Origin of the sequence: Chryseobacterium sp. KBW03, assembly GCF_003852415.1 — a bacterium.
In the GTDB taxonomy this organism is placed as follows: domain Bacteria; phylum Bacteroidota; class Bacteroidia; order Flavobacteriales; family Weeksellaceae; genus Chryseobacterium; species Chryseobacterium viscerum.
Genome location: NZ_QAJO01000008.1, coordinates 97,522 through 111,076 on the forward strand (window position 1 = coordinate 97,522; position 13,555 = coordinate 111,076).

At 32.9% G+C, this 13,555-nt stretch carries 15 protein-coding genes; 5 read left to right on the plus strand and 10 right to left on the minus strand.

The features are described from left to right. Nucleotides 1-45 precede the first annotated feature (45 nt). Nucleotides 46-564, plus strand: coding sequence for a GNAT family N-acetyltransferase (locus DBR39_RS17740; protein WP_124535334.1), 519 nt, complete (start codon nt 46-48; stop codon nt 562-564). A 23-nt stretch (nt 565-587) separates the two neighbouring features. After that, nucleotides 588-1,421, plus strand: coding sequence for a hypothetical protein (locus tag DBR39_RS17745; protein WP_124535336.1), 834 nt, complete (start codon nt 588-590; stop codon nt 1,419-1,421). Nucleotides 1,422-1,615: 194 nt separating this feature from the next. Here DBR39_RS17745 and DBR39_RS17750 read toward each other — a convergent pair whose 3' ends face one another. After that, nucleotides 1,616-2,473, minus strand: a complete 858-nt coding sequence (locus DBR39_RS17750) for a LysR family transcriptional regulator (RefSeq protein ID WP_124535338.1) — start codon at nt 2,471-2,473, stop codon at nt 1,616-1,618. Between the two features lie 2 nt (nt 2,474-2,475). Here DBR39_RS17750 and DBR39_RS17755 point away from each other — a divergent pair, with 2 nt between their 5' ends. Next, on the plus strand, nt 2,476-3,384 hold the full coding sequence (locus tag DBR39_RS17755; protein ID WP_228447858.1) for a DMT family transporter: 909 nt from the start codon (nt 2,476-2,478) through the stop codon (nt 3,382-3,384). A gap of 519 nt (nt 3,385-3,903) precedes the next feature. Here DBR39_RS17755 and DBR39_RS17760 read toward each other — a convergent pair. Beyond that, nucleotides 3,904-4,935, minus strand: a complete 1,032-nt coding sequence (locus tag DBR39_RS17760) for a LamG-like jellyroll fold domain-containing protein (RefSeq protein ID WP_124535342.1) — start codon at nt 4,933-4,935, stop codon at nt 3,904-3,906. A gap of 132 nt (nt 4,936-5,067) precedes the next feature. Between DBR39_RS17760 and DBR39_RS17765 the strand changes: the two genes are divergently transcribed. Both DBR39_RS17765 and DBR39_RS17770 read left to right on the plus strand, forming a co-directional pair. Next, entirely contained in the window at nt 5,068-7,056 is a 1,989-nt protein-coding gene (locus tag DBR39_RS17765) for a sensor histidine kinase (protein WP_124535344.1), read from the plus strand. Nucleotides 7,057-7,060: 4 nt separating this feature from the next. Then, nucleotides 7,061-7,687: a response regulator transcription factor gene (locus DBR39_RS17770; protein WP_124535346.1), complete on the plus strand. Its 627-nt coding sequence runs from the start codon at nt 7,061-7,063 to the stop codon at nt 7,685-7,687. 71 nt (nt 7,688-7,758) lie between these two features. Here DBR39_RS17770 and DBR39_RS17775 read toward each other — a convergent pair whose 3' ends face one another. The 8 genes from DBR39_RS17775 to DBR39_RS17810 form a co-directional block, all read right to left on the minus strand. Next, the gene (locus DBR39_RS17775) at nt 7,759-8,439 is read right to left on the minus strand and encodes a MarR family winged helix-turn-helix transcriptional regulator (RefSeq protein WP_124535348.1); all 681 of its coding nucleotides are present in this window, start codon (nt 8,437-8,439) and stop codon (nt 7,759-7,761) included. A 317-nt stretch (nt 8,440-8,756) separates the two neighbouring features. Then, complete coding sequence (locus DBR39_RS17780; RefSeq protein ID WP_124535350.1) at nt 8,757-9,056, minus strand: hypothetical protein; 300 nt, start codon at nt 9,054-9,056, stop codon at nt 8,757-8,759. Nucleotides 9,057-9,256: 200 nt separating this feature from the next. Further along, entirely contained in the window at nt 9,257-10,690 is a 1,434-nt protein-coding gene (locus DBR39_RS17785) for an SDR family oxidoreductase (RefSeq protein WP_124535352.1), read from the minus strand. A gap of 51 nt (nt 10,691-10,741) precedes the next feature. After that, a complete protein-coding gene (gene ribA / locus DBR39_RS17790) occupies nt 10,742-11,332 on the minus strand; it encodes a GTP cyclohydrolase II (protein WP_124535354.1) in 591 nt (196 codons plus the stop codon). Nucleotides 11,333-11,365: 33 nt separating this feature from the next. Then, on the minus strand, nt 11,366-11,914 hold the full coding sequence (locus DBR39_RS17795) for a lipocalin family protein (protein WP_124535356.1): 549 nt from the start codon (nt 11,912-11,914) through the stop codon (nt 11,366-11,368). After that, nucleotides 11,904-12,593 (minus strand): lycopene cyclase domain-containing protein, encoded by a 690-nt coding sequence (locus DBR39_RS17800; protein WP_124535358.1) that lies wholly within the window; start codon nt 12,591-12,593, stop codon nt 11,904-11,906. Before DBR39_RS17800 ends, DBR39_RS17795 begins: the two co-directional genes overlap by 11 nt. Further along, entirely contained in the window at nt 12,590-13,042 is a 453-nt protein-coding gene (locus DBR39_RS17805; protein WP_109711040.1) for a sterol desaturase family protein, read from the minus strand. The genes DBR39_RS17800 and DBR39_RS17805 overlap by 4 nt, the downstream gene beginning before the upstream one ends. Nucleotide 13,043: 1 nt before the next feature. After that, entirely contained in the window at nt 13,044-13,511 is a 468-nt protein-coding gene (locus DBR39_RS17810; RefSeq protein WP_124535360.1) for an SRPBCC family protein, read from the minus strand. Between the last annotated feature and the right edge of the window lie 44 nt (nt 13,512-13,555).

Consider the following 13,555-nt stretch of genomic DNA (forward strand, 5'->3'; position numbering starts at 1 on the left):
TTAAATTTGTTATATTTTTATTTATCTAAATTAACTTATTTATCAATGAATAATATAATAATACGCAAAGTAAACACAGATGATCTAATTGCACTTCAACAAATTGGAAGAAAAACTTTTTCAGAAACTTTTTCAGAAAGCAATTCAAAAGAAAATATGGAAAAATACTTGCGAGAGGGTTTTTCAGAAGAAAAATTACTGGATGAATTGGCTGATGAAAATTCTGAGTTTTACTTTGCTATTGATGGTGTTGACATAATAGGATACCTTAAAATCAACTTTGGTAATGCTCAAACAGAGCTAAAAGACAATAAAGGTCTTGAAATTGAACGTATATATGTATTAAGCACATATCATGGTAAGAAAGTCGGGCAACTGCTTTATGATCACGCCATCGAAATAGCTACTAAATCACTTGCTAGATATGTGTGGCTAGGCGTATGGGAGGAAAATCCTAGAGCAATAAACTTTTACAAGAAAAACGGCTTTGTGGAATTTGACAAACATATATTTGTTCTTGGAGATGATGAGCAGACAGATATTATGATGAAAAAAGAGCTGTAAAAATGTAATTGCTCCTCATTGCTATGAATCAAAACTTTTTTAAGGGGGCTATTGATTGGTATATTAACTCCAGCTTTCATGTTGCTGCAGCTGCAGTTGCATTGGTTGGAGTTACAAATTATTATGCAAAATTAGAGTATAACTATAGCCTTTTGATTTTTGTTTTTTGCGCTACGATGTCTAGTTATAATATCACAAAGTACTATGAATACGTGCGTACGCATATACACTTTAAAAAGACATTACAATCTATAATTATTTTTACAATTATTGGATTGATTGCGTCTATATATTATTACTTCACTTTTAATTACAGGACACAAATAACAATTTTTCTGTTTGCCATTTTAAATAGCTTATATGTTATCCCATTTGGTAAAAGCAAACTTAACCTCAGAAACAGGGCAGGTATCAAAATTTATATTGTATCAATTTGCTGGTCTGCAATAACTCTTCTTTTACCAATTTTAGAAGCAAACGCCCCTTTACAGCCCTATGTAATTTTTGCGTTCATACAGCGCTTTATTTTGACTCTCATTTTGATCTTAATTTTTGAAATTATTGATCTTGGTTCTGATGACTCCCAACTTAAAACTTTACCACAAGTAATCGGGACTAATAACACGAAAGCTTTTATATACATACTTGTTGTCGCCTTTTTTGTTTTAGATTTTTACAAAAGGACACAATTTCACTATCAAATAATTATAAATCTAATCGTTATCGCATCAATTATCGCATTTACCTATTTTGCAGATAAAAACAAAACTAAATATTATACACTTCTTTGGGCGGAAGGAATTCCATTGTTGTGGTTTACATTAATGCTTATCATTTTCATTTGTAAACTGAACTAGTAATCTCTGAATTGCTTTCAGAAATTGACAATACCACTCCTCTAGCTCCCTGAAAATGGATCTGAAAGTCATAATGACAGTGGAGATCTATTATTAAAACAACACCTCCACTGATACACTAAACGCATTAAACTATTACAAAATAGCATTTTTCTGAATTAAAAAAGAAGCTAACTTCGCAAAATAGTTAAAGGTTAAATTAATTGTAAAACATTATTTATAATAGGATTATGATCATCTTTTCGCCATGTAATAAATAATTCGCTTTCAAAAGGAAGAGTAATAAATCTGACCCCATCACTGGTGTTTAATGAATAGGAATGAGGAAGAATAGAAATGCCCAAGCCTTTTTTTACCAAGGAAATAATAGTTGATCCAAATTCACTTAGGATGTAAGGTTTAGGACTTATTTTATAGAACGAAAAAATTTCATCAATTTTTGAGGTATAACTACTCTGATAATCACTAGTGGTTAAAATAAATTTCTCTTTAAGCAGCGATTCTGTAGAGAGATCTGATAATGTATTAAAATAGTGTTTTTCAGGAACAATAAGAGTCAGATTTTCGGAGGACACTTTACGGGAACTGAGAATTGAGGACTGATTGACATCTCTCGTAAGTGCGATATCTATTTTATAGTTTTTAAGATAGTCATCTTGATTTTCATAGGGCAATTGGATCAGTTCTATGCTGAGATTAGGAAACTTTTTTAGAATGCGATCTATTAAATCAGGCAAAATTGATGATGAAATAGAATCAGGATGAGCAATTTTAATCGCTCCCATTTCTCCTAAATGGATTTGTTGTGCAGCTTTATGAATTGTCTGCAGTTGATCAAGCTCAGCACTCCACTTTTCCTGTAAAAATATTCCGGCAGGAGTAAGCTTAACATTCCTTTTATCACGAAAAAAAAGTTGAACCCCTAACTCTTTTTCTAATGACTGAATGTTTCGGGTTAAGGCTGATTGAGTAATATTCATTTTAGAAGCCGTATTCCAAAAATGTAACTCTTTAGCTAAAGCAAGAAAATATTTTAACTGATATAAATCCATTAATGCAATTTAAGAAAATGCAAAAGAAAAACATATATTATATACTGCTTATTATAGGTACAGCCTTTTGGGGTATCTCTTTTCCAGTTACAAAGAATGCAGTAACAAGTTCACCTTTAGCTTTATTTTTATCCTATAGGTTCCTGATCGCAACGGTTGTTTTAGCAATATTTTTTTCAAAATATTTAAAATTAATCAATCTAAGAACATTAAAAGTTAGTTCCAAACTTGCCATCCCGTTAATGCTAGGTATTGTCTTTCAGACTTTAGGATTAAAATATATTGAAGCATCACAATGTACCTTTATAGCAGGTTTATGTGTAATTGTAGTACCCATTTTGAAATGGATATTATACAAAATAAGAATTCCAAATAAAATATGGATAGCCTCACTTATAGCGTTAACAGGCTTATGTATTATTGCATTAACGAATGATTTAAAAATCAACAAAGGTTCGATTTATACAATGCTGGGGACATTAGGTTTTAGCCTATATCTGATACAGGTAGAAAGAGAAAACAAAAATATAGATATTGTAACTACAATAGTACCCATGTTTGCAATCTGTTCATTATTATCTTTCTGTTATACGAGTACAGAGACTATTACAAATTGGCTTCCCACTGACAGCGATTTCTGGTTATCAGTAATATTTTGTGCTTTATTCTCTACAGCATATATGTATACTATTTCTATGTTAGCGCAAAAGTATATCAATGCCGAGAAAGTCGCAATAATTTACTTATTTGAACCAATTTTTGGAACTATTGCATCCTATTTTATTCTTGATGAGCTTATTACAATACGGATATTAGTGGGAGGAGCCTTTATAATGTTAGCAACATTTTATTCAGAAATTAACTTCATAAAAAAATCCGTTAGGGCAACAGATCTTAGTGAATTTAATTGAGTTAAGAAAATTAATATCTAGAGTAGCTTCTGTGATGAAATAAAATAAAATCCTACCTTTCAGTAGGATTTTTATATTTATGAGCATCGAAACAAGACTATCTAATATACCTCACTCTTCAATTAAGCTGTGAATAAGTAAAAATTCTATAAATGTGAATGAATAAAGTAAATCTGTATAAAAATATTGAAGACAGGAAAAGTAAATTAAAGTCAAGCAATGCCAATATCGATTGTTTCAAATAACTATAAATTAAATTACAAAATATTAAAATTGAATGATAAGTTAGCTATATTCAATTCTTTTTTAATTTGGCTCAAACGAACCAAATCATCGATAAAAGTGTTTGAAGATACGCTCGTCTTGGTCACAAAAAGCCAAAAGGCGCCAACTAAAGATAGTTGGCGCCTTTTATTTTAAGATACTTTTAATAAATTTCCAGTTCCTGAAATACCAAAATATAGATTTTCTTACTCTTAAATTAAAATAACTGACTAGCATATTCTTATTTTGAATTCTTTATTTTTTAATGATTTTTATGGTCTCAAGACCTTCTTCGGTTTTTATTCTAATCCAATAAGAGGCTGGAGTAAGAGATGACAAATTAATTTCTGCTTCAACACTGTTTATTTTTTGTGTTATAACAGTTTGCCCTAGAAAGTTAATCACTTCAACATTTAAAATTGGTTGTTGGGATGTCAGGAACAACTTGTTGGTAGCAGGGTTAGGAAAGAATTTAAAATTCGTTTTTTCTACTGAGGATACATTTAAATAAGTAGTACAGGTAATTCCGGTATTGATAACACTATTACCAACCCAGCTAGAGGAGCTTCCGTTTAAAGCAAAACCATGAAGAGTTCCATGGTAATTATTTCCGCTGCTGTCTAGCAAAGTTGTTACGGAAGCATTATTCGCATTAACGATGCCCTGATTAAATTTATAATACGCTATTAATCCTGTTTCCGGACCTGACAGCTCACAGTTCATCGTGTTTGCTATTTCACTGGAAGACAAAGCTCTATTCCAGATCCTTACTTCATCCATAGTTCCTGTAAAACTATTGGCAGCATCATTAAAAGCGCCTATTCTAACCGTATTTCCCTCATCAACCGGATCAACATCGGTCTTGGTAGATCTCAATTGTCCATCTTTGTATAATTTCATTGTGGTAGAAGCAGCATCATAAGTTACTGCAACGTGATGCCAGGTATTAATAGACAATGGAACACTATCTTCTAAAGCATACCAATCACCGTTATGCCCCGCAGAAAGCTTACCGGAACTATTGGGTATCCAGAAAGCATGCAGTCCATCTGAATCACCACCAGAGATAATGTTATTTTGGCTGTTTAAACTTTTAACATAAATCCACGCTTCTTTGGTGTAAGATAAAGGCAAAATATTTCCACAGCTTACATAATCATTTACCCCATCAAAATCTAGCGCAGAACCTTGCTGGGAAAATCCAATTTGGAAAATTAAAAGAAAAAAGGCCACCCAAATTTTTTGAAAGTTTAGTTTGAATGGCATTAAAAGTATTTTACTTTTCATAATGATAGTTTTATTAATTAAGTCACAAAATTGTATTATTCTTCCGGAGATTCATACAAGGGTAAACCCTTGAATTGAAGATTGCATAATTTTTAATATTAGAAATTGATACATTTGTAAAAAAATACCTGTATGCCTACGATTAAGAAAATCATATTCTTATTCATTACTTTTTTCACATTATCATGTAGAGAAAAAAAGGAAAATTTTTATTTTGAAAAAACAACTCCGCCAAAAGAAGAGCCTACAAAAGTCTGGTTAAGAAAAAATGAAAGCTATAATGCAGATAAAGAACATTACCTGAAAGTTTTTTTGGACTACTATCAAAGTAAAATTGCTAAAAATGATTATTCAAACGCTTCCAAAATTCTGGATTTAGTGACTACAAAATTTGTTTATTATTATGATTTTGATCCTCGTCTTACCAAAGTTGTAAAAGAATTTGATGAAAGGTATAGGAGTGAATTACCACCCATAAAAACAATTTACATTGATAGTTATTATGGCAATTTAGAATTTGACAGAGACCATCTAAACAAGGCTAAGGATTACTTTTTAAAAATTACAGCTTTAGAGCCGGATGATTACCAAAGTTGCTACAAAATAGCCCGTTCTTATTATGACTTATCATATACTTATTTTGTTTTAGGGGATTTAAAAAACAGCATAGAAGCGAATGAAAAATCGAGAAACTACTCCATAAGAATCAGAGATCAGGAAAGTATAGCTTCTGTAGAATCGAATTATGTCAATATTTACAAAGCAAACGGTTCTTTTCAGAAGGCGGCCGCAAGTGCAGATGAAGTGATAAAGGTATCTAAAGAAATTGGGAACACCTATGATTATTTTATGGGCAAATATAACAAATGTTCTGTTTATGGTTTTTTTAATATGCGTCAGTTGAAAAATAAATACATCCACGAAACTTACAAAGAATATTTAGCCAGCAAATATGATAATGATGTACTTCTTCTTTGTATCTCTGATTACGAAATAGAAGCTTTAATTGAAGAGAATAAATTAAACGATGCTCAAATAGTTTTAGACAGAATAAAGCCTGTCGCAGAAAAAAACACCTCTCAAAATTGGCAAAAGGATTACCAGGCGACATTAGCTTTATATCAAATCAACAGGGATGTAAAAACGTGTAACACAAAATATCTAGAAAATTCACTACCCAATTTGCTTGAACATAAAAACTACGAAAGAGCCAACTTATTTTACGATGTTTTATTAGAAAAAGCAATTCAAAGCAGAGATCTGGACAAGGTTGTTTTTTATAATAATGAATTTTACCGTACCAAGGACAGCTTATCGAGCGCAAAAAGTAGGCTGATCAACTTAGAACTCGCTGCAAAATATGAAACTAAAGAAAAAGAACAGGAAATTAAACTCCAGCAAGAAACTATTATCAACAAAAACGCTGTTATTGTGGCTTTAATACTCGTTTTTATTGCATTGCTATTAGGGATTATTATCTATTATTTAAAACAAAAACAAAAGAAATTGTCTTTAGAAAAAGAACGATCATTGCAGTTTACTAAAAACCTTCTGGATAAAACCGAGGAAGAACGCAAAAGAATTGCATCTGATCTCCATGACAGCGTGAGCCATGAACTATTATCGCTTAAGCATTCGTTTGAGGTAAGCCAACTTCAATTAAACGAAAAAGTGGATAGCATTATTAATGACATTAGAGCAATCAGCAGAAATTTACATCCCGTTCTTTTTGAAAAAATAGGACTTGAAGCCAGTTTAGAACAATTCATAGAACGTATCCAAAATACACATCGTTTTATGATCTCATCTGAAATCAATTATCAAGATGGTCTCACGACTGAAAAAGAATTACAAATCTATAGAATTGTGCAGGAAGCTGTTTCAAATATTATAAAATACGCAGATGCTATCGCGGCAAAAGTAATTTTAACTGAAAATAAAGACACCGTTATTTTAGAAATTATGGATAACGGAAAAGGGTTTAATGTAGAGGAAACTCTGGAAAAAAAGGATGCTTTTGGTTTACACAATATTATAGAAAGAAGCAAAGCAATTGGTGGACAAGCCCATATCACCTCAACTTATAAAGGCACAAAAATAGTGGTACAAATAAAAAAATAATACAATGAAAATTCTAGTTGCAGACGATCATCCTTTAACCCTGAATGGAACTGTTTCTTACCTTAGCAATTTGGGGTATAACGTAGTTAGTGCTTGCTCTAATGGAACTGCAGCCCTTAATTACATTCAGGTTTATTTGCCGGATGTAGCTGTTTTAGATTTAAATATGCCGGGTTTGGACGGATTGGAAGTGGCAAAAAAAGTAATGGAAAATAAATGGCGTACTAAAGTTATCATCCTTACCATGCATAATGAAATTGGAGTTCTGAACAAAGCAAAAGAATTTGAAGTAGATGGTTATATTTTAAAAGAAAAAGCTTCTCCTGATTTAGAAAAATGTATGAAAGAAATTGCTTTAGGAAAGAAATATTATTCTGGAGCTTTACTTCAAAATTACACGATAGAGCAAACAGATGACCCCGGAAAACTAAACCTATTAACAGTTTCTGAAAGAAAAATAGTAGAATTAATAGCTGCTCAAAAAACCAGTAAGCAAATTGCAGAACTTCTTTTCCTGTCCGAAAAAACAGTAGAAGGACACCGTACCAGAATTATAGAAAAATTGGGTATTCCAAAAGAAAAAAATGCATTACTGATTTGGGCAATACAGAATTATAAAAAATCCTTGTAGATTTAAAAATAATGATTAAAAATGAAAGATATCTTTCGCCTTATTATAAACCTACGGGAACATTATTAATATCATAATTTATTGAAAGTGTATTCATCATAGATTGTGTTAATGAGCTCATCAGAATGAATGTTTCGTGAGAAAATAGGATAATGAAAACGATCTAATTTATTGAGAATACGGATCAGATCCATTTTTTCATTATGATTAAGATTCCCGGCAACAATATTGGTAGCCTGACGAATTTTTTCCATTTGCTTTTCCAGGACCACTAATCCTCTCTCAGAAATATGGATTAATTTACTTCGTTTATCCAAATCAGAATCTGTCTGTTCAATCAATCCCTGACGCAGAAGTCTTGTAATGATCAGCATGCCAACAGGCTTATCGTGAATATTTTTTTTGATGAGAGCCATCTTAGTCATCTCACCAAAAGCTTTTAAGTTGATCAAGTAAATAAAGTCTTCCTGAGTAGAAAATTCAGAATCTGTGATAGCCGACTTTGAATAGGTTTTAGCATATCGGTTAAGATGAACAAGTAATGTACTAATTGCACTTTCCGCTGTTCTTCCATTCTCTTTTCCTTCCCAATATGGCTCATCATCAGCACGCGCAGACTCAACATTATCCTTACCAGAAACCCACAATTTAAAGTCCTCAATAGTGGGTGGATAGGAATTCGGAGATGTTTTATTATCTGATTCGAATTGCTCAAGAAGAGTCATAAAGTCTTTGATAAGGGTAAAATTCATGTCAATTAAAATACTATACAAATATACCTGCTTTTAATTTAATCTCAACTTTTTACTCGAGTGTATACAATTTGATTTTTTTACATTTAATAGTAAATGATACCTAAGGAACACAATCGAAATAAAAACTGTATTAATTATAAATAAGTATATTCCTGGAACGAGAAAAAGATAAAACTACCTATATTTTTCTATAAAGGCATTTACTTTAAATAATCTGCCAATCGAAAAAAAAAGAATACAAATAAACTATATCTGCTTATTATATACACTGTCCGAAACTTTAAAAGCTCCGGACAGTATATATTAAACTAACATTAATTGGTTTTTTTTCTCCATTCAGCCTTGACATCTTCAGCGGCATCTTTGGTATTTTCCCAAGCTTCATCAGCTTTATCCTTAATATCATCCCAGGCATCTGAAATATTTGACTTCACCCTTTCCAGCCAGTCTTCATGAGAAGCTTCCTGATCATTATCTCTTTTTTCATTGATATAATCTTTGGCTTTATCCGCTAGCTCACTGATCTTCCATTTTGCATTATCAGCTGCATTTTTTAAAGAGTTTTCGGTTTCATTAACTGCATTTTCTGCTTTGTTATAATCTGAATTATTCATAATAATATATTTAAAGTAATTGGTATATAAATAAACAATGTTTGTGCCTAAAAAACCATTTAGAATGTTAAAATTTATTAAATTTTAAGCACCATTGAAGAAACTCATCTCAATTTCAGCTACCGACCTCATATTCAAAACCATAAGTCTTCTATTGTCCGACTCTCAGTCTCAATCATATTTTTCATGTAAAGAATAAACTATCTATTTCTGCTAAGCTTATTAATCATTCCTTTAAAAATAATCCCATGAAACGGAAGAACCATAAACCAATATATTCTACCCCACAAACCCTTTGGACGAAATACAGCTTTCTGCCATATCTTATTTTTATAGATCTTAAACATAAGCCAGGCTTCTCCCGGAAGTTTCATTTCAGCCAGTAAGATAAGCCTTCCTTCTTTACGGTCTGCGTACAGTACTCTCCAGAAATCCAGAGCATCTCCATCTTTAAGATCTGTAGGGTGCCTTCTTCCTCTTCTGAGTCCGGGGCCGCCAGCAAGTTTATCAAGAAAACCCCTTATTTTCCAGAAACCCTGTGCATACCATCCGTTTTTACCCCCCAACTCAAAAATTCTGTTGATACAAGCCTCCCTGTTATCATATTCTTCACTTCTGAGATCGGTAAAACAGCCGTATTTAGGTACATCCTGATATTCTTTTAAAGTTGAATCATTTCGGCTACTAATAAAACTGTCTTTCCAGCTTGATACGATTTCGTTGGCCTGAATTTTTGCCAGCGTCCTTTTAAGTGCAGTCTCATAAGAAAACGGCTGTATATGTGTAATTAATTTAATTAAGGCCAGATTTTCCGGTCTGCAGACAACTTCTACTTTCATACTTCCCACAAGAGCCTTTGCCAGATTATAAGAAGTGGAAGTGATAAAATACAACCAGTAAGAAGAAAGCTTGGGAGTCATTACCGGAAGGGTAAAAATAGTCCTTTTCAATCCTCTTACATGAGCAAACTTAAGGAGCATATCTTTGTAGGTAAGCACATCATCACACCCGATATCAAAATCTTTCTGATAAGCCTTCTCTTTAAACAAAACGAAAATCAGAAAATCCAGAACGTTAGCAATTCCTATTGGCTGGCACTTCGTATAAAGCCACTTAGGAGCTACCATCACCGGTAATTTTTCAACGAGATCTCTTATTATTTCAAAAGAAGCACTTCCTGAGCCAATAATAATACCTGCCCGGAGAACAGTGACAGGAACTTTACAATCCATAAGAATTTTCTCAACCTGATATCGCGAACTTAAATGTTTTGAAAGTTGCTTTTCATTAGCCAGACCAGAAAGATATACTATGTGTTTGCAATGAGTCTTTTCTATATATTCAGAAAAATTATGGGCACATTTCTTTTCAGAATCTTCATAATCTTCAGCAGTACTCATGGAATGCATTAAATAATAGGCTCCATCAATATCTTCAGGAATATTCTGTAATGTTTCCGGTTTTAAAAAATCGACTTCAATAACCTCAACAAGCTTATCATCAATATCCATATTTGCCGTGAAACGATTGATATCCCTGCAGCAGCATACTACTTTATATCCTTGTGCAGCAATGACACTAATCATTCTTTTACCAATATATCCGGTAGCGCCGGTAAGCAGTATTTTTTCCATGATGACACGATTTAAACGTATGATAAAAAAACATTACCCTTCGATAAAAGATTATATCTTCTCCAAAAGATGACCAAAATAGTCCTTTTTTCTAACAAGATAGCCTTCATTTATCCCATTGGATTCAATTTCTAAAGGAATTCTACGGTTGAGATTGATGCTGCTGTTCTCAACAGACTTGATCTTCTCCGGATTGTTGGTCAGCAGGTTTATTTCCTTAATATTTAAAATATCCAGCATTTCAACTGCTATATCAAAGTTTCTTCCGTCTGCTGGCAGCCCCAGTTTCAAATTAGCCTCAACAGTATCAAAACCTTTTTCCTGAAGTTCATAAGCCTTCAGTTTATTGATGATTCCAATATTTCGTCCTTCCTGTCTGAGATAAACAATAACTCCCCCATTTTCAGACATATATTTCATCGCAGCATCCAGCTGTTGCCCGCATTCACATTTTTTTGAATGAAAGACTTCTCCGGTAATACATTCCGAGTGAAAACGAACATTGACCACCTTATTAAAATCAGTATTATCGGCCACTAAAACCAAATGAGGGCTCCAGTTTTCTTCATTTTCTGAAAATGCATACATCGTGAATAATCCGTAATCTGTAGGGATTTTTGATTTTGCTTGTATTTTGAGCATAAGTTCGATTTTAATTTAAAATTAATTGATCATCTATTTGACAAACGGACTTTCTTTATCCTGTTTCACCCAGATGAGCTTTGATGTATCATAGCCTATTTCCTGTGCTTTGATAATAAAGTTCTGTTTTACACTTTCAGGTATGCTTTTTTCACGGGAAAGAATCCACAGATAATCTAAATTTTTCCCGGCAACCAATGCATATTGGTAATCTTCAAGTGCTACAACATTATACCCAGCATAAAAGGGTCCGAAAAAACTTACCTTCAATGCAGCTGTATTCTTATTCCCTCTAAATTTCGCAGTACCATTAACAGAAACCCATTTATTCTTTTTAAAATTGTATCCGCTGTTAACTACTTTTACACTTCCGTCTACATTAAGACTGTATTGAGCCATAGCATTATCAAGGTCTTTTTCAAAACGATAATCAAATCTTGCAATTTCATACCATGTCCCTAAATACCTGTTAACATCAAACTGATTGACTGGCTGTGCTTTTTCAGGCATTGAAGAACAGGATGTGAAGACACTAAATAATCCTAAAATTATTAAGAACGTGAGAATGATTTTATTTTTCATTTTTAGTTATTTTTTTAAAGAAATAAATATTGAGTAAAAACTGACTGTATCCGTAAACGGCATCTTCAATAGGGATGGTTCCCATTCTGACCCCCAAAAAATCATCAGGATTGTAGTTAACAACTGGTGAAGGTATTATAGAGCCCGTCAGTATTCCATTCACCGCGAAAAATCCGGGCATCAAAATCAGATATACAAAACTTGCCTTTCCTATCCATTCTTTTTTAGCAATAAAATGCAGATAGCAAAGGGTTATTAACGTTACAATAACTGTCAGCAAAGTATATATTCTCTCATAGTAAAGAAGTCCTGCCAAACAGAGAACAATAACAGCCGTAAACACAATGAGATTATTAAAGAGATCAGCCCATGCCAGCTTAAAAAATTTTTCAAGGCAATAGTAAGTAAAAACACAGGCGAATGGAATACAGTAAAAGAACAGCCACTCTTCTATAGGGAGCCCTGAAATTTTAACCCCTAATGTATACCTGTAATCAAACCACCATACACCTTTTCCGGTGAACCATATATCCCACACAATAAAAGGAATTGCTACGATCGTAGATGACAACAGAAACTTTCCGAAAAGTTTATTAAACTGTATTCTTCTGTCAAAAGAAGCCAAAAAGCAAATAATGACCGTGAAAAAATTAATCAGTATGTAAGTATATTGCATCATTTTTTATTGAAATACATTTTAAAATAGATCATAGGAACCCACAAAAAGCCAAAGCACTCTCCTTCTTCTTTTCCTAAATGTTTGTGGTGCTGTTTATGGGCACGTCTGATGGCAAGCAAATATGGGTTCTTTGTTTTGGTAAAAACCTTTGCTCTTTGATGAATAAAAATATCATGGACAAAGAAATAGGCCATTCCGTAAAGACTTATTCCCAAGCCAACAAAAAACAGATAGCTGAATTCCTGCCTTACCCCTGCATATAATAATGCAATAGCAGGGCTGGCAAAAATGAAAAAGAACAGATCATTTCTCTCCAGCTTCCCGTCATGGCTGTGATCATGATGATCGCGGTGCAGGCCCCACAGAAAACCATGCATAATATATCTGTGGATCAGCCATGTGGCGCCTTCCATGGAAATAAAAACACACAAAACGATCAGAAAATTCATATTAATTATGTTCTTGGTTAAAAAGATCATTCAAGACTCTGTATCTGAAATCGAAAATACTTCTGAGCTTTTCTTTAACAAACAAGCGATGGGCTATTCTTCCTAAAACTCCAAACGGGAGTTCATAATCTACAGTATCTTTCATCAATATACCATTCTCATCAGGAATAAACTCATGAAAATGATTCCAATGCTTATAAGGGCCTTTTTTCTGAAAGTCCGTAAAGCTTTTACCGTCTTCTACCTGGCTGATAATGGTTTTCCACTTCATCGGAATTCCCAATACAGGGGAAACTGTATAATCTATTTCCATTCCTTCAAAAATAGATTTATCCTTAATATCTGAAAGAACCACAAAACTCATGTTTTCAGGCGTTATTTCGGATAAGTTATGAGGGGATGAAAAGAATTTCCATGCCGTCTCAATATTGCACTTCAAATGCTGTTCTCTATATAATCTGTACATCATTTATTTTTTTATTAATATGAAAATTCTAAAAATTCCTTTTAAAC

Bases quoted from the DNA above. Each gene is read 5' to 3' on its own strand.
- DBR39_RS17740 (WP_124535334.1), top strand. From the start codon at position 46: ATGAATAATATAATAATACGCAAAGTAAACACAGATGATCTAATTGCA.
- DBR39_RS17745 (WP_124535336.1), top strand. From the start codon at position 588: ATGAATCAAAACTTTTTTAAGGGGGCTATTGATTGGTATATTAACTCC.
- DBR39_RS17750 (WP_124535338.1), bottom strand. From the start codon at position 2,473: ATGGATTTATATCAGTTAAAATATTTTCTTGCTTTAGCTAAAGAGTTA.
- DBR39_RS17755 (WP_228447858.1), top strand. From the start codon at position 2,476: ATGCAATTTAAGAAAATGCAAAAGAAAAACATATATTATATACTGCTT.
- DBR39_RS17760 (WP_124535342.1), bottom strand. From the start codon at position 4,935: ATGAAAAGTAAAATACTTTTAATGCCATTCAAACTAAACTTTCAAAAA.
- DBR39_RS17765 (WP_124535344.1), top strand. From the start codon at position 5,068: ATGCCTACGATTAAGAAAATCATATTCTTATTCATTACTTTTTTCACA.
- DBR39_RS17770 (WP_124535346.1), top strand. From the start codon at position 7,061: ATGAAAATTCTAGTTGCAGACGATCATCCTTTAACCCTGAATGGAACT.
- DBR39_RS17775 (WP_124535348.1), bottom strand. From the start codon at position 8,439: ATGAATTTTACCCTTATCAAAGACTTTATGACTCTTCTTGAGCAATTC.
- DBR39_RS17780 (WP_124535350.1), bottom strand. From the start codon at position 9,056: ATGAATAATTCAGATTATAACAAAGCAGAAAATGCAGTTAATGAAACC.
- DBR39_RS17785 (WP_124535352.1), bottom strand. From the start codon at position 10,690: ATGGAAAAAATACTGCTTACCGGCGCTACCGGATATATTGGTAAAAGA.
- ribA (WP_124535354.1), bottom strand. From the start codon at position 11,332: ATGCTCAAAATACAAGCAAAATCAAAAATCCCTACAGATTACGGATTA.
- DBR39_RS17795 (WP_124535356.1), bottom strand. From the start codon at position 11,914: ATGAAAAATAAAATCATTCTCACGTTCTTAATAATTTTAGGATTATTT.
- DBR39_RS17800 (WP_124535358.1), bottom strand. From the start codon at position 12,593: ATGATGCAATATACTTACATACTGATTAATTTTTTCACGGTCATTATT.
- DBR39_RS17805 (WP_109711040.1), bottom strand. From the start codon at position 13,042: ATGAATTTTCTGATCGTTTTGTGTGTTTTTATTTCCATGGAAGGCGCC.
- DBR39_RS17810 (WP_124535360.1), bottom strand. From the start codon at position 13,511: ATGATGTACAGATTATATAGAGAACAGCATTTGAAGTGCAATATTGAG.